This is a genomic window from Sphingobacterium corticibacter, from assembly GCF_003076635.1.
Lineage (GTDB): Bacteria > Bacteroidota > Bacteroidia > Sphingobacteriales > Sphingobacteriaceae > Sphingobacterium > Sphingobacterium corticibacter.
The window spans coordinates 38,377-62,369 of the sequence record NZ_QDKG01000003.1 but is presented as its reverse complement, the minus strand read 5'-3'; the positions used below and the strand labels follow the sequence as shown (position 1 = coordinate 62,369).

Sequence of the window (23,993 nt, the reverse complement as noted above, 5' to 3'; positions counted from 1 at the left end):
TAAAAATGGCGGTGATTTTTTAGAATCACCGCCATTTTTGTTGTTGGCCTATTTTTATTAACCCACTTTACGCTCATAAGGTACGCGGGTCATGATGGAGCGTCCTAATGTCACTTCATCCACATATTCCAGCTCTCCACCAAAGGCAATACCGCGTGCGATCGTAGATACTTCGATCGAAAATTCTTGCAGTTTGCGATAGAGATAAAAAATCGTGGTATCACCTTCCATCGTAGCACTGAGCGCTAAGATCACTTCCTTGATATCTCCCTGCCGTACACGATCCACCAATCCATCGATGCGCAAATCTGCAGGTCCTACGCCATCCATCGGGGAGATCAATCCGCCTAATACATGATATACACCTTGATACTGATTGGTGTTTTCGATGGCCATGACATCGCGTGTATCTTCGACCACACAGATCGTTGTGCGATCCCTTTTCGGAGATTGGCAGATCTCGCAAGTATCTGTATCAGAGATGTTAAAACAGTGTTTACAATATTTTATATGTTCCTTCAACTGCGTAAAGGCTTGAGAAAAACGGTTGACGTCTTCCTTAGATTGTTTGAGTAGATGTAACACCAAGCGTAAAGCCGTCTTTTTACCCACGCCGGGCAACTTTCCAAACTCTTCCACGGCCTGCTCCAATAGTTTAGACGAGAAATGCATGCACAAATTTACGAAAGAAAAATACATATCTGCGCTTCGCGTAAAAAAGGTAATCAGCGTTCTTTTTTAATGACAACGAAAATACTTATATTGCTTATGTCGGGCGAACAAGCATGACAAAAAAAATGGAATTATAGATTATAAAGCGAGATTTCGATATTTTTTATGGCAAATGACGATAGAATAAGCCGTTCCTTCGCGAACAAAACTTGGCAAGAAATTAAAGTAAAAGACTCTTGGCAAATATTTAAAATTATGTCCGAATTCGTAGACGGATTCGAGAAATTAGCTAAAATTGGACCTTGTGTGTCTATTTTTGGATCAGCACGTACACCAAGCGATCATCAATACTATAAATTGGCGGTAGACATTGCAGGATTGCTTGCCGAACGTGGTTATGGTGTCATTTCTGGCGGTGGCCCTGGTATTATGGAGGCTGCTAACAAAGGTGCTTACGAAGCTGGTGGAAAATCGGTAGGATTAAACATTGAATTGCCTTTTGAGCAGTTTCACAATAAATATATTGACCGTGACAAGCTACTGGAATTCAACTACTTCTTTGTACGCAAAGTTATGTTTATGAAGTACTCGCAGGGATACATTGTGATGCCGGGAGGATTTGGCACGATGGATGAGCTTTTCGAAGCGATCACCTTAATTCAAACGGGTAAAATTGCCCGTTTCCCTATTGTGATGGTGGGCAGCGAGTACTGGTCGGGCCTGTTCGACTGGATTCAGAAGACGATGTTGGGCAACCACTACATTAGCGAAGAAGACCTGAACCTATATCGTATGGTAGATACAGCTGAAGAAGCGGTAGAACATATTTGTAGGTTTTACGATAAGTATCTGCTTAAACCCAATTTTTAGATTTTTGCAATTCTTCAAAAACCTATGTGGTGATTATTTGTTGATAAGATACATTTAAACGAACAAAAGTTTTATTAAACATCAATCACTATGGGAAACATATTGTATTTAATCGCAGTAATTTTAGTTATTATTTGGGCAATTAGCTTTTTAGGCGGATATGCCACAGGCGGAATCATTCACGCCCTATTAGTTATCGCAATCATCGTGGTACTTTTACGTGTAATACGAGGCAATGCGTAACTAAGTAAATAGTTTATCCAAGTATACTTGGGCAATATCGAGGTCTTCAGGATGTGTTATTTTCAAATTGAAATGATCACCTTCTAAAATCCGAACGATATTGCCCATTTTTTCTACCACCGAAGCATCATCTGTAAAGCTACGGTCCTCCTCTTGTTTATAACCTTCAAAAAGTAAATGTGCAGCAAAAACCTGTGGAGTCTGTACTTGCCACACGTGATCACGATCTGTAATCTCACTCCTTTCCTTGTTACCAATGCGAATGCTATTGGTACTCTGCACAGCAGGAATTACCGCCTGTAATTCATTCGCCGCCGCGAATAAATTCTGAATTAACGTTGATGATACTAGAGGTCGTGCACCATCGTGCACAGCAATTTTTGCCTGATTCAGCTGTTCACTCGTAAAATTTTCTTGAATATAATTTAGTCCGTTTCGCACCGATTGGAAACGCGTGCTGCCACCTGCAACAACGTGGTGATTTTCGGTGAAATGATGTTTTACACATAACTCCTCCCAAAAGGTTTGCATGCCCGCCGATAAGACTACTACGATACGCAATCCCAAATCTGCCTGCGCGAAGCGGCGAATCGTATGCATTAATACGGGCAAATTTCCCAACAGATGAAATTGCTTTGGCAGGGTGCTATTCATGCGTGAACCCACCCCACCTGCAACAATGATGACAAACTTTTCGGACATAAAAAAAGCGCAAGTCGAATAGTACTCACGCTCAAAGTTATTATTATTTTGTTGATTTAGATAATCAACATCGCGTCTCCATAGCTATAGAAACGGTATTTCTCTTTGACAGCTACTTCATATGCTCTCATCGTGTTTTCATATCCAGCGAACGCTGCGATCATCACCAAAAGTGTAGATTCTGGCGTATGGAAGTTCGTAATCATCGAATTCGCGATGCTAAAATCGTATGGTGGATAGATAAATTTACTAGTCCAATCATCACTCGCTTTTAAGTGTTTATCGGCAGATACAGCAGATTCAATAGCACGCATAGATGTCGTACCTACAGCACATACACGTCTTTTGCCATCAATAGCTTTGTTCACGATGCGAGCCGCTTCATCCGTGATGATGATTTGCTCGGAATCCATCTTGTGCTTGGTCAAATCTTCTACCTCTACCGTACGGAAAGTACCTAGACCTACGTGTAATGTAATTTCAGCGAAATCAATACCTTTCAATTCCAGACGTTTCATCAATTCGCGAGAAAAGTGCAAACCTGCCGTTGGTGCAGCTACAGCGCCTTCATTCTTCGCGTAGATTGTTTGGTAACGGTATTTATCTTCTGGAGTAGCTTTACGCGTGATGTATTTAGGTAATGGTGTTTCACCCAAGATCTCGATGTTACGACGAAATTCTTCATCCGTGCCATCAAACAAAAAGCGGATAGTACGGCCACGTGATGTAGTATTGTCAACCACCTCTGCTACTAACAAATCGTCTTCACCGAAGTACAACTTATTACCTACGCGAATCTTACGTGCTGGATCTACTAAAACATCCCACAAACGAAGTTCTTTATTCAACTCACGTAATAAGAATACTTCAATCGTAGCGCCTGTTTTCTCCTTGTTACCATACATACGTGCTGGAAACACCTTTGTATTGTTTAGGATCATGACATCTTTGTCATCAAAATAGTCTAATACGTCCTTAAAGATCTTATGCTCGATCTGTCCTGTTTCGCGGTGAAGAACCATTAATCTGGATTCGTCACGGTTTTCGCTAGGCTCTGACGCCAAGAGCGATTCAGGTAGATCAAAGTTAAATTGAGATAATTTCATCGTTTTTCAAAAAATTAAGTCCACGCGGCCTACAGAGCTACGCTTCTAAAAATAAGGGCAAAGTTACACAATTTTATAGAATTTATTGGTCACTTAACTTACCCTATTCTGTTGGAAAACGCTGATGTTTATCATGCGTCGCATATTCCTGCTGTTTCACCAATCGGTATTCTTGCGGAGTTGCTGTTTCAGATACATTTTCCGGATTATCCAAGAAGGTTATTTCATCATCCCCTAAACGAAAAGAATAATCAACTTTGGTGCCTTTCAGCACGACATAAGTCTCATTGCTCTCCCATTTGATTTCTCCCTTATCTTCAACCATTTCCGCTCCAGCATTCTTATTTACTTTCACCGCGAAGGTATTATCCCGATTAATAGTTACTTCCATGATCGTGCTATCTTTACCGTCTCCGGGTATGGTACCTTTGTAATTACCAGGCCAATCTAAAAAGTTGCTCGCCGCATGAAGCGAATCTATCGCTGGATTTACTTCTGGTCCATCATTTGATTCAGCTTTATTTTTATTAGCCGATGTACAGGATATGGCCAGAGCCAATGGCAACATAAATAGTAATGATTTCATATTCGTATATTAATGAGTGTGATATGGAAACGCAAAAAGCGTCGTTTCTTTTAAGGGAAACGACGCTTTTTTGATTTTGTTTGGCTAAGCCATGAAAGTTCTATGCAAAAACTTCTTTGGCCGCTAAATAACGTTCGGCTTCTAATGCGGCCATACAACCTGTACCAGCTGCCGTGATCGCTTGGCGATACACATGATCTTGCACATCACCACAAGCAAATACACCGGGGATATTGGTAGCCGTGGCATCAGGTTTTGTAATGAGATAGCCGGTCTCGTCCATATCCAAAATTCCTTTAAATAAGTCGGTGTTTGGTGTATGCCCAATCGCAACGAAAAATCCTGTAATATCTAGATCTTTGACTTCTTGAGAAACATTGTTGATAACGCGTAATCCCGTAACTACTTGCCCGTCACCCAATACTTCTTGCGCTTCCGAGTTATAGTGTACTTCGATATTGGGTGTGTTGAGCACGCGGTGCACCATCGCTTTGGAAGCTCTAAACTCGTCACGACGTACCAACATGTGTACTTTCTTACATAATTTTGCTAAGTAAGTCGCTTCTTCGGCAGCGGTATCCCCAGCGCCAACGATCGCTACATCCTGTTCTTTGAAGAAAAACCCGTCACACACGGCACAGGCCGAAACACCAAAACCATTATATTTTTGCTCCGAATCTAGACCCAACCATTTGGCAGTAGCACCTGTAGAGATAATCACCGTATCTGCGGTAACTGTTTTTGTATTATCAATTTCAACAGTATGAACGCCGCCATCAGTAGAGAAATCTACTTTGTTGACGTATCCAAAACGCACCTGTGTGCCAAAACGCTCGGCTTGAGCACGCAAATCTTCCATCATCACAGGGCCAGTTATTCCTTGTGGATATCCCGGAAAATTATCTACTTCAGTTGTTTGTGTCAACTGTCCACCCGGTACCATTCCGGTATAGATTACCGGTTTTAAATCTGCACGTGCAGCGTATATTGCAGCGGTATATCCCGCAGGTCCTGAACCAATAATCAGGCAAGGTACGTGTTCTATTTCTTGTTTGGTTTCCATATGTAATGTATGCTATTATTCTTTTCCAAATTTGCCTTGTAAGGCTTTCAACATGTCGGAAGTGACGGGAGCCGCTTTTTCCTTTTTCTTGTATTGTGGTACGTTTGCACGCTCTACTTTGGTTTTGGCATCCGCAGTAGGGCGATTAGCCGTTTGTGCTGCCTCTGTATTCTTTGGCGCGGCAGCCTTTTGTTCCTTGCGTGCATTGCGGTATTCATTCCAGATATTTTCCAGTACCTTTTTAGTGTATAGGGGGAAATCGCCGTTTTGCATCCACGCATAGTAACTTGGTTCTACTTCAAATACATCGACAACCTTCTTGCCTTTGTGCTTACCAAAATTGATAGTTGGATCGCCATCTTGATCATAGACCAATCGACCTGCAAAATCCACTGGCTTGCTAAGATTGGTAAACTGATGTAGCGCTTCTACATCATTGACTACCGGCGTAGATACTTCACCTTCTTTATTTTCAAAAGCTACGCCTTCGTATTTATCCAATTGTGCTTTCAGCACCGAATAGGTTGCGCGTACATCGGCCTCAGCAGTATGTGCATTCGTCAAATCCTCTTGGCAATAGAATTTGTACGCTGCTTTTAAGGTACGCTGCTCCATCTGGTGGAAAATATTCTGTACATCTACAAAAGCACGACCTTCTAATGAAAAGGGAATCTTCGCACGCAAGAATTCTTCCATCAACATCGGCACATCAAATTTGTTGGAGTTGTAGCCAGCCAAATCGGCATCACCAATAAAATCGGCTACCTCCTGCCCGATCTCATCAAATCCTTTTAGATCTTTTACATCTTCATCACGGATTCCGTGAAAAAAGGTGGACTCGGCAGGAATCGGACGTTTCGGATTCACACGCATGGCCAACACTTCTTCACCGCCACCAGGCAGTACCTTAAGAATGGCAATTTCTACGATTCTATCGGTAGCGATATTGACTCCGGTAGTTTCTAAATCAAAAAATGCCAACGGACGGCGTAAGTTCAATTCCATGATGATATGTACAAATGTAAAATTTCATTACAAAGGTACGAAACATCTGTCTGCTTGACCAACACTTGTGCTGCTATGTGCTGCTTTTATACGTAATGACAGATAGATTTTACGTGAATTTGAAAATCAATGACGCTCTGATTAACATTTAATTCGTATTCTTGGGATGGAATTATCCAAAAATTTATTGATAAGCGAGTTTCATGAAAAACTTACGTTCGACAGTTTTCTATATTGCCATAGTTATTTTCTTTAGCTTCTTTATGTACTGGATCATCCAGCAAGGGAGTGCCTTAGAATCTGGAAGAGATGTACTCATCCCGACTTCAGAAAACGGCGCTTGGGCTGATTTTGTCGAATCGCTGAAAGAAAGTTTACAATATCCGCTATCAATCTTACTCATCCAAATAGTTGCTATTATATTGACCGCCAGATTATTCGGATGGATTTGTGTAAAAATTAAGCAACCGGTCGTGATTGGCGAAATGCTGGCTGGAATTATCTTAGGACCTTCCTTATTGGGTCTTTTCTTTCCAGATTTTTTTTCTGCGCTATTTCCTGCGCAATCATTGGGCAACTTGCAATTCTTGAGCCAGATCGGCCTGATCCTATTCATGTTTATTGTAGGGATGGAATTGGATCTTCATGTTTTGCGTAATAAAGCGCATGACGCCGTGGTCATCAGCCATGCGAGTATTATGTTACCCTTTACATTAGGTATCGGCTTGGCGTATTTCCTGTACGAAAATCATGCACCACAAAATGTACAGTTCTTGTCTTATAGTCTTTTTATAGGTATTGCCATGAGCATTACGGCATTTCCGGTATTGGCGCGGATCGTACAAGAGCGTGGTTTGCAGAAAACGCGCTTGGGCACTGTCGTGATTACCTGTGCTGCTGCAGATGATATTACCGCTTGGTGTATTTTAGCAGTCGTGATTGCAATCGTAAAGGCAGGTTCTTTTGTATCAGCACTATATACCATTGGCTTGGCATTAGCCTATGTTTTGACCATGATTAAGATTGTGCGACCTTTCTTCCAGCGAATTGGTCAAGTCAATTCGACCAAAGAAACGTTGAGCAAACCTGTGGTAGCTATCTTTTTTCTGATGTTGATTCTTTCGGCTTACACGACCGAAGTGATTGGTATTCACGCTTTGTTTGGTGCATTTATGGCGGGTGCTATTATGCCAGAAAACAATAAATTTCGCAATCTATTTATCGAGAAAATAGAAGACGTAGCCTTAGTATTGTTACTGCCTTTGTTCTTTGTATTTACCGGTTTGCGTACACAAATTGGTTTATTGAATGATCCATCGCTATGGCTGATTACCGGCTTGATCATTTTAGTTGCCGTTGTCGGTAAATTTGTCGGTAGCGCTTTGGCCGCTCGTTTTATGGGGCAAGGTTGGAAAGATAGTCTGAGCATTGGTGCGCTGATGAATACGCGTGGGTTAATGGAATTGGTAGTGCTCAATATCGGATATGATTTGAGTGTGTTATCTGCCGAATTGTTTTCGATGATGGTCGTGATGGCTTTGGTGACAACATTTATGACTGGCCCAGCTTTAGATCTTATTAATTGGATCTTCCGCGATAAAGCAAAACCAACTTTCGTTGAAAAAATCGAAAGCCAATTCAATATCTTATTTAGTTTCGGTAAAACGGAATCTGGACAAGCGTTATTACGTTTGTCCAATGCCTTGACAGCTGGCACTCCAGAAAAGTGTCAAGTCGCTGCATTGCATGTATCGCCTGCGAATGAACTGCATCATTATGAAGTGGAGGAACAGGAAACAGAATGCTTCCGTAAAATACTCGACGATAGCAGAGTGTTGAAAAGGCCGATTAAGACCTTATTCCGAATTTCGAGTGATATTGATCACGAGATTGTGGATGAGGTAGAAACTGGTCAGTATGACATGCTCTTAATCGGTACCAGTGAATCGATATATGAAGGCAGTTTATTAGGAAAAATCATTGGCTTTACCTCCCACATCATACATCCAGAAAAATTGTTTGCCAGCAAAATTGGTGTATACAGCAGTAAATTCTATGAGCGTACCAATCGCTTGCTATCCAAAGTAGACATTCCTGTGGGGGTATTGATTGATAAAGGTCTGGAAAAAATAGATCAGGTAGTGATGCCCATCTTTTTCAAAGAAGACTTATTCTTACTTGACTACGTCAATAAGCTTATTGGCGGTAATCCAGAAGCACGGCTAATCTTATGGGACGTGGATGCGCAATTCGTAGAGGTAGATTTAGTAGGCGAAGTTAGAAGTCAAAATCCAACCTGTCATCAGCGGATTGATATTTTTTCGGGCGAATCTATTGGTCACGAAAAATTATTAAAAGATCGACTGATCTTAATCAGTCTAGTGAGTTGGGAAACTTTATTGCAGCAAAAAAGAAATCTATCAATAGACCCCTCTTCCGAACTAGTCATACGTGATCGTATAATACGATAAATCCGATATCTAAATATATTGGTATTCCACAAAACCATTGCACCTGCAACATGGTCAGGTTTCCCCTGCGATAATAGTTCATCATCTACCCCATTGAAATATAGCAAAAAATGGGGATACTTCACGATTAAGAGAATTTGTAAATTACGTTATAAATTAAATTAAAACAATAATTAATTTCTCAAATAATTAGAAGCTGTTTTGTCAATATTTACTGATGTATCCCTGTCTGTATGAGTGGATAGATTAGTATGCCACACTCAAAATATTATAAATATGTGGCTTATAAATGTACAATTATCTGAATAATACACATTACACACTAACCATCCATCAGATGAAACAAAAAATTAATTATAAGGGAAAGGATGTAGAGATTGATTTGACTCCACAGCAAATTCAACGTGCTATGTTACAGTCTATTTCCTATACTGATATAAAAACATTAGAGGATGCCTTAGCCTATCTTGGCGAAACTACTGCATCTTTTGAGCAACGAACTGCCTTTGATGACGATGCACAAAAAGCTTACAAAGAACTTGAAGTGATTTGCCAAGCAGTAAGACAAGGTAATGAGCTCGGTGAATTTTGGTATTATCCGTGGTTTACATCCATCCATTCTTCTCTGGGATTTAGCTATTGCGACTTTGGTTATGGTAGTGCTGGTGCATTTGTGGGGTCTCGACTCTGTATTGAAACATCAGAAAAGGCGGCTTATATCGGTAGACAGTTCATTGACATTTATTATCGATATATTAATGGAGCCAAACTTTCGCAGCCTTTAAACGTCACTTCAAAAAAGAAAACTTTTAAAGATTATACGGAGATCAAAACCTTTAAAAATGCCTGTGAAGCTCTTGGGCTAAATGAAAATACGTTTCATATCGAACATAAATCTTTACCAGATGACGTATATGCGTACATGCAGTTGCGTATTATATCAAAAGCACTTAATACTTGTGAAAACTCAGAATATGCTATTCATGACGAACGCACCTATTTCCCATATTTCTACTCGGTACGCACACCTAAAGGTTATTCTTACGTTTTTGGTGGGAAGAGCGCAGGAAGCGGAGTAAGACTCACCTATAAGACAGCTGAAGTAGCAGAATATGCCGGAAAACAATTTCTGACAATTTATAACAGATACATGAGTTAGAATTATGTAGCAAAAACTTTATATTATGATATCGTTAATTAACTAGTAATATATATATTTTTTTGAGAAAAATATTAATATTTGCAGAAATAAACATACCTAATATGATAAATCATATAATAAACTATTTCTCAATACTCTTTCTTGTTTTAACCCTATTTGTGTCTTGTAAAGATACAATTCTCAGCACATCAGAGGGTATAATCACTGAACCGCGTAATGTTAGACCCGGACCTATCGCAGGGCCTGATGCCCAGCCTTCGAGTGGGGAAAATAGCAATCTATATCTTGGAAATCCATCCAACGCGCAATCTTCTGTCGTCTTCAACACCAACTATTTGATCGATCTGAAATATTATACGATCTCCTATAACGCCAATAGAGGAACACCAAATTGGGTAAGCTGGTACCTAGACCGCAACTCTATGGCCACTAATGTATCGCGTCAAGATAATTTTGCTGGTTATTCTGGTTTGCCCGCCAATTGGTATACAGTACTTACAACAAGTTACACCAACTCTGGATTCGATCGCGGACACAATTGTCCGTCAGCAGATAGGTTAAGCTCTATCGCTGCCAATTCTTCTGTATTTCTTATGGTCAATATGATTCCACAAGCACCCCGTAATAATCAGGGTGTATGGAATAATTTTGAGAATTATTTGCGTACAAGAGTAAATCAGGGAAACGAAATTTATATTATCATGGGTTCTTATGGCCGCGGCGGTACAGGTACAAATGGAGGAGCTTTAACTATAGATCAAGGAAGAGTTACAGTACCATCGAACGTATACAAAATAGCAGTAATATTGCCCGTTGGAGCAAACGATCTGCTTAGAATTGAAAATGGTCAGGCGGAAATTATCGCGATTGACACACCTAACCTGAACACCGTCGAGGCGAATTGGCAAGATTATCGTGTCACGATCCGTGAACTGGAAAGCAAAACGGGATACAATTTTTTATCTACCTTATCTTCAGGTGCACAAAATAGGCTTAAAAATGTATTAAGCAATGCTGCGTAGTTGAACATGCATGTAGTGGTGATTAATAAAACGTATGATTATTAGCACGCATACGACTAATCCATGCAATGAGCTGCGAAATGACGACAAAACCGATGGTGATAGCAAGTACATAAATCGCTACCCCACTCCAACCTCCTACTCTTTCAGGATTAAGAAAGGGATACGGATACCAACCTGTCATTTGCGCGCGAATAAATGTATAAAACGTCCACATTAGTGGAAATATTAACCAGATAAGTGCTTGGCGAGAAGTTGTTGCAGATTTAGATGGCCACATCAACCACCACAATACAATAAAAAGCGGCCCTAATTCGTGGAGTACAAAGTTTTTCCAATCAAATGTATCTGGTGTAGTATTCACCTCAGCGCCTTGCAAGAGTGTTGCCGCGACCAGACCAGTTATGGTCATATACAAAACGGCTCCACCACGCAAATAGCGAAACCAGTTGGCGGCGGGTTGCCGTTTGAAGATGTACAGCGCGGCAATCAAATAAGTAATAACAGCTAAAATATTACTCTGGATGGTAAAATAGCTAAATAAATTCCACCCATAAGCATGTGAATTTCGATCTAAGCTCCAAGCCGAGCAAGGGCTGATTGCAAATATTGTGAGTAGAGCCATAAGCAGTAATATGATGGCGTTAGACCATTTCATTGGTGCATCATTTGAGTTCTGATTCATGGTAGTTACTATTTATCAGATTACAAGATATCATTTTCGAAAGAGAAAAACCGTAGAAATTGATTCTACCTAAATCCTAAATAGCTTTAATCGTTGTTTTCACAAATAGCAACGTGCCAAAAGAAGATAGATAAAAGACTTTTCCAAAATCTATTGCTCAACATCCTATCTATTATAATATTGCGGCAAATAGCCCTATCTTTGCTCGACTTCTTTGACGCCGCAGTGAACGGATTTTTGTACACAAGCGGTTATGATATAGACAAGATTATTCGATAGAATTAAAAACTAAATTGCATGTCATCAGAAACTACATCTTCTAATAAATATGCCGTCATCTTTGATATGGATGGCGTTATCGCCGATACCAATCCTTTCCACGCTAAAGCTTTCGAATCTTTTTTTGATAAATACCAAGTAGCCTATACACAGGAAGCATTTGAGCAACACATGTATGGCAAGCACAATAGCTATATTATGCAGCACTTCTTCGGCAAACCACTTTCACCACAGGAGATCGCGAAATTAGAACAAGAAAAAGAAGGGATGTTTAGGGAGATTTATAAAACGGTAGCTACGCCAGTATTCGGTTTGGTAGACTTCCTAAATGACTTAAAGAAGCATGATTTTTTGCTTGGCGTAGCCACTTCTGCACCACAGGCGAATATGGATTTGGTATTGGATGCGTTGGGTATTCGCAATCTTTTCCAATCCACCCTTTCTAGCGAGGATGTGAAATTGCACAAACCGCACCCTGAAGTATATTTAAAGTCAGCAGAAGCGCTTGGCGTACCCGTACAAAATGCCATGGTTTTCGAAGACTCTTTTTCAGGAGTTACCGCTGGTAATTCCGCCGGAATGAAAGTGACAGGTGTACTTACCTCACACAAAAAAGAAGAATTGCCGCCGTGCGCTGCCTACATTAGAGATTATAGAGATATCAATGCCGCGACGGTGAAATCTTTATTGAAATAACATGTTGGACGCTGCTTGGGAAACAGCTTTACAGTTGCTCCCTACTCCACAAGCTTGGTTTTTATACTTAGTATGCGCCGTGTTGATCGGGATGTCGAAGACCGGAATACAAAATATTGGCACCGTGTCTGTGCCATTTTTTGCGTTATTATTCGGCGCTAAATATTCCACGGGTATTGTACTTATTATGCTATGTATGGCAGATCTCACCGCAGTAATTTACTACCGAAAATCACTGATTTGGTCCGAAGTCACGAAGTTATTGCCCTCTGCATTAGTTGGCTTGTTGGCTGGTTTAGCATTGGGAAATAGCATTGATGACCGCATATTTAAATTAGCCATGGGAATCTGCATTCTCGTTGGTGTGGGTATCATGCTATGGTCTTCTCGACAAACAGAAGAAAGCACAAAAGAGCTTGTCGCTAAAAAATGGTATTCGCCACTATTTGGCTTTATCGTCGGTTTTTCGACAATGATTGGTAATGCGGCTGGTCCTGCGCTATCCGTTTATTTGCTGACCAAACGCATGTCTAAACTCACTTTCGTTGCAACAGGTGCTTGGTTTATTATGATTCTCAATTATATCAAAATTCCATTACAAGCCTTTGTCTGGCAGAATCTTACGATTGCAGGCCTGTTACTTAATATTACTTCCATTCCTTTTATTCTTCTGGGCGGTTTGATTGGCATTAAACTGGTAAAAGTACTCAAAGAACAACATTTCCGCTGGGTCATCATGAGTTTGGTGATCTTCTCTTCGGTCATGCTGATCCTCATGTAAAATGAGCGTTCCTAAAGCTAGGAACCACCTAGCACGTCATTACATTAATTTGTGCTACCTTTGCCGATATGGGAGAACAACAGTATTTAGCCAATTTGGGCATCACGGCATTGAACGAAATGCAGCAAACCGTTTCGAGCACATACAATGCTGCTAATGATTTGCTACTCTTATCTCCCACAGGAAGTGGAAAAACACTGGCCTTTTCGTTGATTATTCAAAAAAGGTTGCATGATGATGATAATGGCAAAATTCAGTCTTTGATCATCGCCCCTACGCGTGAATTAGCACTACAAATTGAGCAGGTACTGCGCAAGATGCCAAACCATCCAAAAGTAACTTGTCTTTATGGTGGTAACGATCTTCGAACCGAAAAAAATAAACTCAAAGAAGCACCGCAAATATTAGTGGGTACTCCCGGAAGGATTATCTATCACTTGGAACGCCACAATATCGATCTGAGTCATTTGAATACTTTAGTATTGGATGAGTTTGATAAATCGCTTGAATTAGGTTTCCATGAACAAATGGAACAAATTGTTGCGGAAACGGGCGCGCCTTTTCAAATGTTGACTTCGGCAACGGAATTAGAGGAAATCCCTCCATTCCTGACGCTCAAGAATCTGGAAACCATCAATTACCTGCACGAAAAAGGTTACGCTCCAGATCTAACTTTCCGCACCGTTACTGCGGCTCCGCAGAACAAGCTTAAAGCATTATTAAAACTCATCTGCAAATTAGGTAGCGAACAGAAAACACTGATATTCTGCAATCACCGCGAAGCGGTAGATCACATTAGTGAGCTATTGGCCGATCGCGATATTATTCATGATGTTTTTCATGGCGGACTGGAACAAGCTGATCGCGAGTTGGCTCTACTCAAGTTTCGGAATGGCAGTACGCATATTTTACTTACCACTGATTTAGCGGCTCGCGGATTAGATATTCCCGAAGTGGACGCCATTATTCACTATCAACTTCCTTATAAACAAGACGCCTTTGTACATCGCAATGGTCGTACCGCACGTATGCAAGCTAAAGGTACTGTGTATTTGATGCTCAAAACAGAAGATGATTTCCCGTACTTAACGGATGCCATGCAGGAGGAGATTTTGGAAGATGAATATCCATTACCTACTAACAGCAAGATGACCACTTTAATGATCACGGCCGGCAAGCGAGACAAAGTGAGCAAAGGCGATATTGTAGGTTACTTAATCAAAATAGCGGGTATTGCTAAAGATGAAGTTGGTATGATCGAGGTCAAAGAGAAAAATGCCTTTGTAGCCGTTACGCGTAGTAGCGTGACCACCATTCTACAAAAAGGAAATAACGGGAAGATTAAAGGTACAAAAGTGCGGATACTACGCAGTTAATCTGAATATAGCGCTTTATTCGGCTGTTTTCAGGAAGGGCAAGATCGCTTCAGGTACGAGTGCTGATACATCGCCACCATTACGCAAAATATCGCGTACAATCGTAGAGGAGATATGGCCCAACCCACTTCGAGCAAGTAAAAAGAGCGATTCTACCTCTGGAGCTAAGATGAGATTGTTCTGGGCAATGGCATTCTCGAATTCTAGATCAATCCCATTCCGCAAACCTCTCAACATAAATTGTGCACCCACTTCACGACAAAAGTTTACTGTCAACCCTTGAATACGTCGTACCTGTACTTTGGCTTCATCTTTAAAGACAGCTTTAATTGCTTCTTCACGTACTTCGAAAGGAAGTAAGCCCTGCTTCGAAGTATTCACGCCAATGGCAATAACGATTTCATCAAACAAGGGCAAAGCTCGTAACACCAAATCTTCATGCGCACGGGTGAATGGATCAAAAGAACCGGGAAATACAGCTATCTTTTTCATCATGGTTGATTAAAGTTCGTCTTGACTGTAGAAACTAAAAGAAGAGTATCCGTATTTGCGCACATCACGCAATAAAGGATGGCTCAGCATCTGCCGTGTAGAAGGATGTTCGATCACCAAAATTCCTTCGGGCTTCAACAAATCATTATCCAAAATCATATGCGCTAGTTGCGGCAAACGATCGATATCGTAAGGCGGATCGGCAAATATAAAATCGTATTCTCCTTGCTCTTGCTGCACCAATTTAAACACATCTGCTTTGCGCGTACTAATGCCAGCAAGTTGATGTTCTTTCGCCATTTCGGCAATGTATTTTAAGCACTTGAAATGAGCATCGACCGATAATACAGATTTCGCTCCGCGAGATGCCAATTCAAAAGAGATGTTTCCAGTCCCCGCAAATAAATCCAAACATACTGCACCATCCAAGTCAATACGATGTTGTAGGATATTAAATAACGCTTCTTTGGCAATATCCGTTGTCGGACGTACAGGAAGGTTGGCCGGCGGATTAATCCGTATTCCGCCAATACGACCACCAATTATGCGCATACCTCGCGTTGAAACAAAACACCAAACAAAGGTGAACTTGGATGTACTTTGGAGCTGTCATTAGCACCAATTGGCAAATCAATGTTATCCAAGTGTTTAGAAAACTGTTGTACAAATGCTAAAAGTGGATGATCTTTATCCAGATTAGCCAATGTTATATTTTCCAATGAATCAATAGAAAAATCACTCATAATACGGCGTACATAGTAGCCTAAATCCTCCGCATTCGTGACGTAAAAATTGTTGTAGAACAAAAATTGACCGTCTTTCAGCAAGATCACATGCACATAGCTTGATTGCTCGTATAAGAACAACTGCGCGCCTTGTGTAGGTAGCTGCTCTGGGATCAAGTCAAATAAAACTTGAAAGACAGGTAGGTACGTCGCGTCTGGGAACAAGGCGAACCAGCGTTGATACAACAAAGAATCCAATTGATAGATCGCGTGCGAACCAAATCGTAGCATATCTAGCGTATAGATATCCTGATCGTTCTTATTCACGAGGTATTCACCATAGATATCCTCATCTTCTTCTTGATATGCTTCCGCTGGCACAAAAGTGAAGCTGTGTTGTGGAATCATGATAGAGACATGCCGAAAAGGCAAAGCCAATAAGCGAGTCGCATCAATAGTAGGGCTTGCCGAATCACATCGGATATAAGCTTGCACCGAATTATTTTCATCCAGTATCATCAAAACATCCTCCTGATGACCGGCTTGGATAACCAATTTGTAATAAGACAAATGCTGAATACGAAAATCTTCGGAAATATAGTTCATGTCTTGTAGCATAACACAACAACAGTATAAACAAAAATAGCTTTTAAAATTGGATTGATCAACCTTTTAAATAACTTTGAACGTGCAAATACGGGATTATTTAGAGCAATACTTTCAACAAAAACCAACCGAACAGCAGCGCGCGGTCTTTGGGTTGCTAGAAGAATTTCTCGGGCGCTTTGATCCTCGTAGTCTATTTATTCTAAAAGGATATGCCGGTACAGGAAAAACCACCATCATCAGCGCATTGGTAAAAGTACTGCCAAGACTACAGAAAAAAACGGTATTACTTGCTCCCACGGGTCGAGCTGCCAAAGTCATTAGTAGCTATTCAGGACGTACAGCACTGACTATACACAAAAAGATATATCGCAAGAAATCAGCCGCCTCTGTGGCCATGGATTTCACCTTAGCAGATAATCCACATGAAGACACCTTATTTATTGTGGATGAAGCATCTATGCTGTCTGATGATCCGGCTACTGTATTTCAAAGTAGCTTACTGAAAGATCTGATCACGTATGTTCAAAGCGGTGAGCGCTGCGTGCTACTTTTTGTGGGCGATACTGCGCAATTACCACCAGTTGGTATGCTGCAAAGTCCGGCCTTGCGGCCGGATTACATGGCCAGCCGCTACGATCTTTACGTCTCTCATTTTGAGCTGACGGATGTCGTACGGCAAGATAAAAATTCTGGTATCTTATTCAACGCTACTAAAATCCGACAGGAAATAAAACTGGAAGATGAAACGGCCGAATATCCATTTCCCCAGTTTATCACCCGTCCGTACAGAGACGTCTTTCAAATGACAGGCGAGCGCCTGATTGATGGATTGCATTACAGTTATGATAAGTTTGGATTGGAGAATACCATGGTCATTTGCCGATCCAATAAGGCGGCAAACTTGTACAACCAGCATATTCGCAACCAGATCCTATTTCGAGACGAAGAAATTACGGGTGGTGATCTGATCATGGTAGTCAAGAATAATTATTATTGGCTACAACAACATGACGAATCGCATACCGGATTTATTGCTAACGGCGATATGGCACAAATCCGAAAAGTATCCAATGTGCATGAGATGCACGATTTCCGCTTCGCCGATGTGATGATTGATTTTCTAGATGGCAATGAGCACGATACCATTCAGTGTCGAATTCTGTTAGATAGCCTCTATGTAGATAGCCCGAGTTTGCCGCAAGATCAATTGCAAAAGCTCTACGAATCTATTTCGGCAGATTATGCGGATATTCTAGATCGCAATAAAAGAGCGGAAGCCATTAAGAAAGATCCATATTTTAATGCCTTACAAATTAAATTCGCTTACGCCATCACTTGCCACAAAGCGCAAGGTGGACAGTGGCCAGCGGTATTTATCGATCAAGGTTATCTGAATGACGAAATGCTCACCACAGAGTTTCTTCGATGGCTTTATACGGCTTTGACGCGTGCCACTCAGGAGCTGTACCTCGTTAACTTTCACCCGAATTTTTTCCAACCGCCAAGCTAATGAATGCATCCGAAGCTTATCAGATTCAGAAAACACGCTTTATGTTGTGGTTAGAAAAACATGAACTTGCGGATAGCAGCCCACTATGCGATAAGGGTGTTGACCTCGAAAAACTGTTATCGCTCTGTGTGGTCGAGCAGACAAAGAATAATTTGGCACTGCACGCCATCTGGTTTTTAGAAAAATATGTCCTTGCACATAAAGCAGATCTTCCTACCATCTTCGATTTTCTCGTATTAAATCGTTTAAGAATTACTATAGAAGGTGCGCAACGGATTTTAGGCAATATCTATCTACAAGCTCTAAAAAGTTCTTCCTACACAACCACCGAAGATCAAGACGAAGAGCTCATCAACTGCGGATTCGACTGGCTCACTACAGCCGACAAATCCATCGCTGTCGTCGCCAATTCCATCGAATTATTATATACCATGTCGCTGCGATATGAGTGGATCAAAGAATCGCTCGAATCAGAAATCGGTTTATTGCTTGAGCGGGGAACAACGCCTGCTATCCGATCCAGAGGACAAAAAGTATTGAAACAATTACATCGCAAGCAGAAACCGCGATCCTAATAAACTATCGTTCGACCAGCTCCTTTACCTTCTCGCCGTAAAAATCTGTTTCGGTCGGCACTTTCTTCGAAAGCTCGTACCACTTTCTGAAAGCGGATATAAATACAATCAGCATCAATGCCATCGCAATGATGGCTAAACTGGCTAACAAGTAATCACCTGCTGGAATATAAATATTCGCGACCTGCAGATAACCTGCCCAAAAAGTAATCAGTGCCATCATCACACCGGGAACGGCGGCACACAACGCATACTTCCCTCGATCCATTCGCAAAAGCATAGTCGTACAGACAATTAAACCACAAGCCGCCAGTAATTGATTACTAATACCAAATAACGGCCAAATGCTGCTCACATTTCCTGTATAGACGAGATAGCCCCAAGCGAAAGTGAATAAAAAGCTCGCAACAATAACGCCTGGCAGCCAATCTTTGTCACGAAATCTAGGAATGACACTTCCCAACATTTCTTGTAGGAAAAACCGACCAACACGCGTGCCTGCATCAATCGCTGTGAGGATGAATACGGCTTCAAACATAATGGCAAAATTATACCAATATGCCATTATTTCGTCCATATAGGGAATGCTATTAAAAATATGTGCCATGCCGACTGCCAGAGATACCGCGCCCCCAGTACGACCTTGCAAATCGACCCCAATTTTCTCCATAAAATGCGGCAGATCTACGGTATGAAGATGGGGATTGTCAATCAGAAATTGCGCATAACCAGCTGTAGGAGTATTGATCGCGAAATAATCCCCCGGCATCAGCGTACACGCCGCAATAAGCGCCATCAAGGCCACAAAACCTTCAACTAGCATAGCACCATAGCCGACAAAAAGTATTTCTTTCTCGTTACCAATCATTTTTGGCGTCGTACCTGTCGCAATAACGGCGTGAAAACCGGAAATCGCACCACAAGCGATCACAATAAAGATAAATGGCAACACTGGACCTCCGATCACGGGTCCGCCACCATGAATAAATTCGGTCAGTGCCGGCATTTCTAAAGTCGGATGTACGAATATAATTCCGACAGCCAACATCAGTATGGTACCAATTTTTAAATAGGTGGATAAATAATCACGGGGCACCAGTAAAAACCAAATAGGCAATACGGAGGCTAGAAAACCGTAGATGGCAATAGCAATAGATATGGTCGATACATCCCAATGAAATAGATCATTGAGAAACGGAATTTGCATGAGATTGTGACCACCAACGATACCAACAATTAACAAAATACCGCCCAGGATACTGGCAAATGTAACGCTGTCTTTCCGATAACGCATGATCAAGCCCATAATAATCGCAATCGGCATGGTAATAATTACGGTGAAAAGTGACCATGATGCTTCATGCATCGCACTGATGCAAGCCAACGACAAACCAGCTAAAGTCAGTATTAGAATAAAGAGCACAGCAACTCCAGCAATTGTGCCGGTTACTGGACCAATTTCTTTGGAAGCGATAGAAGCCAAGCTCTGCCCTTTGTGTCGCATAGAGGCAAATAGCACCACCATATCATGTACGCCACCAGCCAGCACACAGCCAATTAATATCCACAACGTACCGGGCAAATATCCAAATTGTGCTGCTAAAACCGGACCGACTAAAGGACCTGCTGCGGCGATAGCCGCAAAATGGTGACCAAACAAGACATTCTTGTTTGTTTTTACGTAATCACGTCCATCTGCAAATTCAACGGCTGGAGTCACGACTTCCGCATTTAATCGAAGCACTTTGCTAGCCAAGAAAAGGCCATAAAATCGGTAGCCAATAGCCAGCACAAGCAATGCGACAAAGACCAACGTTAAGGCATTCATGCCGTCTAGAAATTCCATTCTTAAAGATTTTAGTATGCAAGTGGGTTTATGACTGGACTAAATATCGCTATGGCACATAGAAATGTTAAGTGAAAATTAATAAATATTCACTTAACTAAAGCCGATTGTGGAGATTTTTTTTTCAAAACAGCATGATGTGCTGCTTTAGGGAGTGGTCTTGAGCTTTGGAATGAGGTGGAGTCACCCCATAAATCCTGATGTGTCTAAAAGAGCGTGTTTCCTCCCCGCGGATAAAGCTTACCCAAATGTTTAAAGGCTAATTCCGTGCACTCACGACCACGAGAAGTACGCATCAAATAACCTTCTTGGATCAAATAGGGTTCGTATACATCTTCTATCGTTCCTTCATCCTCGCCTACTGCGGTTGCGATGGTTTTAAGACCGACAGGACCACCTTTAAACTTATCAATAATCGTCGACAATATACGATTGTCCATCTCATCCAAACCATGCTCATCTACATTGAGTGCATTCAAAGCAAACTGTGCAATGGCTTTATCAATATTGCCTGTTCCTTTTATTTGTGCAAAATCACGTGTACGGCGCAGCAAAGCATTGGCGATACGTGGCGTACCACGACTGCGTCGGGCGATTTCGTAAGCGCCTTCTTCGGTAATCGGCACTCGGATAATATGCGCAGAACGCTCGACAATCGTAGTCAACAACTTCACATCGTAATATTGCAAACGAGAATTGATACCAAACCGAGCTCGTAATGGAGCCGTCAATAAACCCGATCGGGTCGTTGCTCCTACTAAAGTAAAAGGATTCAGACTGATTTGCACAGAACGGGCATTCGGACCAGTTTCGAGCATGATATCAATCTTAAAATCCTCCATCGCCGAATACAAATATTCTTCGACCAAAGGGCTCAAACGATGGATCTCATCTATAAATAGAATATCGCCTTCGTCTAATCCAGTCAACAGTCCGGCAAGATCTCCTGGTTTGTCCAACACCGGACCAGAAGTGATTTTGATGCCCACTCCCATTTCGTTAGCAATAATATGGGAAAGCGTCGTCTTTCCAAGGCCTGGAGGGCCATGCAATAAGACATGATCTAAGGCTTCGCCGCGTAATTTTGCGGCTTTTACGAAAATAGATAGGTTTTCTAAGATCTTGGCTTGCCCCGTGAAATCTTCAAAGGTTTGCGGACGCAATACACGTTCCAAGTCTTTGTCGGTATGGCTTAGCCGTTCCGCATTTGGATCTAGATTTTCGTTCATCAATTACGCCCCTTTCTATTCGATTTCATAAACAAACTCGCCCATTTCAAGCTTATAACGCCCCAAAATGCTTCTCTAAAAATCTTGGTACTCATCTTCGAAGTACCGTGCGTACGATCGGTAAAGATAATAGGCACTTCCACCACACGGAATCCATCTTGGATGGCTTTAAATTTCATTTCGATCTGGAAAGCGTAGCCTACGAAACGGATCTTATCTAATGGAATCGTTTCTAACACTTCGCGCCGGAAACATACAAAACCGGCCGTCGCATCTTGAATATCAATACGCATAATCGCGCGCACATACATGGAAGCGAAGTAAGATAATAGCACCCGCTTCATTGGCCAATTCACCACATTCACGCCTTGAATATAACGCGATCCCACCGCCATATCGGCACCAGTGATGCACGCTTCTTTCAAGCGCAATAGATCGTCTGGGTTATGACTGAAATCGGCATCCATCTCAAAGATATACGCATATTCCCGTGCTAAGGCCCAGCGAAAACCGTGAATATAGGCCGTACCTAAGCCCAACTTTCCGCGTCGCTCTTCGATATGCAAACGATCCGGAAAAAATTGACACAATTCCTTCACAATCATGCCGGTGCCGTCCGGAGAACCATCATCTACAATCAAAATATGAAAGTCACCTTCCAACGAAAACACTTTACGAATGATGCGCTCTATGTTTTCCTTTTCATTGTATGTAGGAATGATTATCAGACTGTCTGCCACGGTGTATTATGGTTCTAAAAGATAAATGTACTAAATAAAATCTGCTATCTAACGCCGTGCATCAATCGTTTGATGAATGGAGAAAGGGCAAACAAGATAATCGCTGCCACGATAGAATAAATTGCCAACTGTTGGTAACCATCGGTGTATGCCATCAATTTGTCTAAGGCCGTAGCATTTTCATCTGGCGAAGACATTCCTGCGCCTAGCAATCCGGCTACATATTGTCCGTAAGCACTAGCCAAAAACCACAAACCCATCATCATACCACCTAAGCGTTTTGGTGATAGCTTCGTAATCATCGATAGACCGATCGGCGACAGACATAATTCTCCGATGGTAACCGCCAAATAAGCTAAGGTAAATACGCCCAAGGAAGTTTTGCCTTCGGCATCCGCAAAAAAGCGCGTTCCGAAAAACAGATAGTAGGCCAAACCTAAAAACACGAAACCTAAAGCGAACTTGATCACCGTATTGGGCTCCGCTTTCTTTCGTGCCATGGCCAGCCAAAGCAGCCCAAGAAGCGGACTGAACACAATCACAAACAATGAATTTGCACCATTATTGACCACATTGGGATCTATGTTAAAGAATAAGAGATTATCATGAAGGTTGTTGTTAGCAAATAACGCTAAAGACCCGCCCGCCTGTTCGAAAATCGCGAAAAACAAGATGGAGAATAGAATCAATATCAAGGCAGCCATCAGTTGCTGACGCGCTTTCGAATCGCTTTCTCTTTTCATCTGCAAGAAGAAGTAACCTAAAGCGATCGGACCAATGATATACATAAAGTAATCGGTGTAGCGCGTATTATTGATCATCATAAAGATAAGTGGAATACTGGCCAAGGCTGCTAAATAAACAAATAGTTCCGTGCGAATACGCGTTGCGTTAGGCATATGCAGTAGCGGACTATTTCCAATCGGTTTGATGTGTCTTTTGGTTGCTAAGAAGATGATCAATCCGATTAACATCACCAGCGCTGCTGCCGCAAAGGCATAATTCCAAGAATAGTTTTTGCCCAAATACACACATAGAATACCACCTAATAATGCACCGACATTGATCCCAGAATAGAACATCCCAAAACCAGCATCTCTTCGTGGATCATCCTCTCTGTACAAGTCACCCACCATCGAAGATATATTCGGTTTGAAAAAACCGGTACCAATGATCGTGAGCGCAATACCGAAATAGAAATAATCGTGCGGTGATAAAGCAATTAATCCGTTGCCCAGCAACATCATCGAAGCACCAAAGATCAACGAGCGTTTGAAGCCTAAAAACTTATCCGCAAAGATCCCTCCTACGAAGGTAAAGGCATATACAAAGGCTTGTATTGCCCCATATTTTAGATTAGCATCGCGATCGGACAACAAGAGTTGGTCGACCATGAAGATGGCTAACACCCCACGCATTCCGTAAAAACAGAAGCGCTCCCACATTTCCACCAAAAAGAGATACCACAGTTGTTTCGGGTATTTCCCGTCAAAATTCTGAATATCTTCTAACGTCAATTCTTTAGACATATGTAATTTTTAAGATGAG

General features: G+C 41.6%; 24 protein-coding genes. 10 read left to right on the top strand and 14 right to left on the bottom strand.

Annotation, left to right across the window (positions count from 1 at the left end):
- Positions 1-57: 57 nt before the first annotated feature.
- On the bottom strand, positions 58-672 hold the full coding sequence (gene recR / locus DC487_RS09080) for a recombination mediator RecR (RefSeq protein ID WP_116775664.1): 615 nt from the start codon (positions 670-672) through the stop codon (positions 58-60).
- A gap of 165 nt (positions 673-837) precedes the next feature.
- Here recR and DC487_RS09075 point away from each other — a divergent pair, with 165 nt between their 5' ends.
- Positions 838-1,542, top strand: a complete 705-nt coding sequence (locus tag DC487_RS09075; RefSeq protein WP_116775663.1) for an LOG family protein — start codon at positions 838-840, stop codon at positions 1,540-1,542.
- Between the two features lie 90 nt (positions 1,543-1,632).
- Positions 1,633-1,785 carry a lmo0937 family membrane protein gene (locus tag DC487_RS09070; RefSeq protein ID WP_116775662.1) on the top strand — a complete coding sequence of 51 codons (153 nt, stop codon included), beginning with the start codon at positions 1,633-1,635 and terminating at the stop codon, positions 1,783-1,785.
- On the opposite strand, the gene DC487_RS09065 is transcribed toward DC487_RS09070, so the two are convergent.
- The 5 genes from DC487_RS09065 to DC487_RS09045 form a co-directional block, all read right to left on the bottom strand.
- The gene (locus DC487_RS09065; RefSeq protein WP_116775661.1) at positions 1,786-2,487 is read right to left on the bottom strand and encodes a 2-C-methyl-D-erythritol 4-phosphate cytidylyltransferase; all 702 of its coding nucleotides are present in this window, start codon (positions 2,485-2,487) and stop codon (positions 1,786-1,788) included. It abuts the gene before it with no gap.
- A 56-nt stretch (positions 2,488-2,543) separates the two neighbouring features.
- Positions 2,544-3,593, bottom strand: coding sequence for a tRNA preQ1(34) S-adenosylmethionine ribosyltransferase-isomerase QueA (gene queA, locus DC487_RS09060; protein ID WP_066752070.1), 1,050 nt, complete (start codon positions 3,591-3,593; stop codon positions 2,544-2,546).
- A 103-nt stretch (positions 3,594-3,696) separates the two neighbouring features.
- On the bottom strand, positions 3,697-4,179 hold the full coding sequence (locus DC487_RS09055; RefSeq protein ID WP_116775660.1) for a copper resistance protein NlpE N-terminal domain-containing protein: 483 nt from the start codon (positions 4,177-4,179) through the stop codon (positions 3,697-3,699).
- Positions 4,180-4,279: 100 nt separating this feature from the next.
- Positions 4,280-5,242, bottom strand: a complete 963-nt coding sequence (trxB, locus tag DC487_RS09050; RefSeq protein ID WP_116775659.1) for a thioredoxin-disulfide reductase — start codon at positions 5,240-5,242, stop codon at positions 4,280-4,282.
- 15 nt (positions 5,243-5,257) lie between these two features.
- Entirely contained in the window at positions 5,258-6,247 is a 990-nt protein-coding gene (locus DC487_RS09045) for a 3'-5' exonuclease (RefSeq protein ID WP_116775658.1), read from the bottom strand.
- A gap of 203 nt (positions 6,248-6,450) precedes the next feature.
- On the opposite strand from DC487_RS09045, the gene DC487_RS09040 reads away from it, so the two are divergent.
- The 3 genes from DC487_RS09040 (at position 6,451) to DC487_RS09030 (ending at position 10,902) form a co-directional block, all read left to right on the top strand.
- Positions 6,451-8,718, top strand: coding sequence for a cation:proton antiporter (locus DC487_RS09040; RefSeq protein WP_116775657.1), 2,268 nt, complete (start codon positions 6,451-6,453; stop codon positions 8,716-8,718).
- A gap of 337 nt (positions 8,719-9,055) precedes the next feature.
- Complete coding sequence (locus DC487_RS09035; protein WP_133228478.1) at positions 9,056-9,877, top strand: hypothetical protein; 822 nt, start codon at positions 9,056-9,058, stop codon at positions 9,875-9,877.
- A 161-nt stretch (positions 9,878-10,038) separates the two neighbouring features.
- A complete protein-coding gene (locus DC487_RS09030; protein WP_165799054.1) occupies positions 10,039-10,902 on the top strand; it encodes a DNA/RNA non-specific endonuclease in 864 nt (287 codons plus the stop codon).
- Positions 10,903-10,924: 22 nt separating this feature from the next.
- Here DC487_RS09030 and DC487_RS09025 read toward each other — a convergent pair whose 3' ends face one another.
- A complete protein-coding gene (locus DC487_RS09025; protein WP_116775654.1) occupies positions 10,925-11,587 on the bottom strand; it encodes a Pr6Pr family membrane protein in 663 nt (220 codons plus the stop codon).
- Between the two features lie 297 nt (positions 11,588-11,884).
- Between DC487_RS09025 and DC487_RS09020 the strand changes: the two genes are divergently transcribed.
- From DC487_RS09020 to DC487_RS09010, 3 genes are all read left to right on the top strand, one after another.
- The gene (locus DC487_RS09020) at positions 11,885-12,562 is read left to right on the top strand and encodes an HAD family hydrolase (RefSeq protein WP_116775653.1); all 678 of its coding nucleotides are present in this window, start codon (positions 11,885-11,887) and stop codon (positions 12,560-12,562) included.
- Position 12,563: 1 nt separating this feature from the next.
- Positions 12,564-13,343 (top strand): sulfite exporter TauE/SafE family protein, encoded by a 780-nt coding sequence (locus tag DC487_RS09015; RefSeq protein WP_116775652.1) that lies wholly within the window; start codon positions 12,564-12,566, stop codon positions 13,341-13,343.
- 68 nt (positions 13,344-13,411) lie between these two features.
- Positions 13,412-14,719 carry a DEAD/DEAH box helicase gene (locus tag DC487_RS09010; RefSeq protein ID WP_116775651.1) on the top strand — a complete coding sequence of 436 codons (1,308 nt, stop codon included), beginning with the start codon at positions 13,412-13,414 and terminating at the stop codon, positions 14,717-14,719.
- A 15-nt stretch (positions 14,720-14,734) separates the two neighbouring features.
- Here DC487_RS09010 and coaD read toward each other — a convergent pair whose 3' ends face one another.
- The 3 genes from coaD to DC487_RS08995 are packed head-to-tail and all read right to left on the bottom strand — an operon-like array spanning position 14,735 to position 16,542.
- The gene (coaD, locus tag DC487_RS09005; RefSeq protein ID WP_116775650.1) at positions 14,735-15,214 is read right to left on the bottom strand and encodes a pantetheine-phosphate adenylyltransferase; all 480 of its coding nucleotides are present in this window, start codon (positions 15,212-15,214) and stop codon (positions 14,735-14,737) included.
- Positions 15,215-15,220: 6 nt separating this feature from the next.
- Positions 15,221-15,763 (bottom strand): 16S rRNA (guanine(966)-N(2))-methyltransferase RsmD, encoded by a 543-nt coding sequence (gene rsmD, locus DC487_RS09000; RefSeq protein WP_116775649.1) that lies wholly within the window; start codon positions 15,761-15,763, stop codon positions 15,221-15,223.
- Entirely contained in the window at positions 15,754-16,542 is a 789-nt protein-coding gene (locus DC487_RS08995; protein WP_165799053.1) for a DUF3822 family protein, read from the bottom strand. The genes rsmD and DC487_RS08995 overlap by 10 nt, the downstream gene beginning before the upstream one ends.
- Positions 16,543-16,624: 82 nt before the next feature.
- Here DC487_RS08995 and DC487_RS08990 point away from each other — a divergent pair, with 82 nt between their 5' ends.
- Both DC487_RS08990 and DC487_RS08985 read left to right on the top strand, forming a co-directional pair.
- Entirely contained in the window at positions 16,625-18,055 is a 1,431-nt protein-coding gene (locus DC487_RS08990; RefSeq protein WP_116775647.1) for an ATP-dependent DNA helicase, read from the top strand.
- Entirely contained in the window at positions 18,055-18,630 is a 576-nt protein-coding gene (locus DC487_RS08985; RefSeq protein ID WP_116775646.1) for a hypothetical protein, read from the top strand. The genes DC487_RS08990 and DC487_RS08985 overlap by 1 nt, the downstream gene beginning before the upstream one ends.
- Before the next feature lie 4 nt (positions 18,631-18,634).
- Here DC487_RS08985 and DC487_RS08980 read toward each other — a convergent pair whose 3' ends face one another.
- The 4 genes from DC487_RS08980 to DC487_RS08965 all read right to left on the bottom strand — a co-directional run bounded on the left by DC487_RS08980 (position 18,635) and on the right by DC487_RS08965 (position 23,974).
- Positions 18,635-20,476, bottom strand: a complete 1,842-nt coding sequence (locus DC487_RS08980) for a carbon starvation CstA family protein (protein WP_207774354.1) — start codon at positions 20,474-20,476, stop codon at positions 18,635-18,637.
- A 206-nt stretch (positions 20,477-20,682) separates the two neighbouring features.
- Positions 20,683-21,705, bottom strand: a complete 1,023-nt coding sequence (gene ruvB, locus DC487_RS08975) for a Holliday junction branch migration DNA helicase RuvB (RefSeq protein WP_116775645.1) — start codon at positions 21,703-21,705, stop codon at positions 20,683-20,685.
- Positions 21,705-22,445, bottom strand: coding sequence for a polyprenol monophosphomannose synthase (locus DC487_RS08970; RefSeq protein ID WP_116775644.1), 741 nt, complete (start codon positions 22,443-22,445; stop codon positions 21,705-21,707). Before DC487_RS08970 ends, ruvB begins: the two co-directional genes overlap by 1 nt.
- Before the next feature lie 44 nt (positions 22,446-22,489).
- A complete protein-coding gene (locus tag DC487_RS08965; RefSeq protein ID WP_116775643.1) occupies positions 22,490-23,974 on the bottom strand; it encodes a peptide MFS transporter in 1,485 nt (494 codons plus the stop codon).
- Between the last annotated feature and the right edge of the window lie 19 nt (positions 23,975-23,993).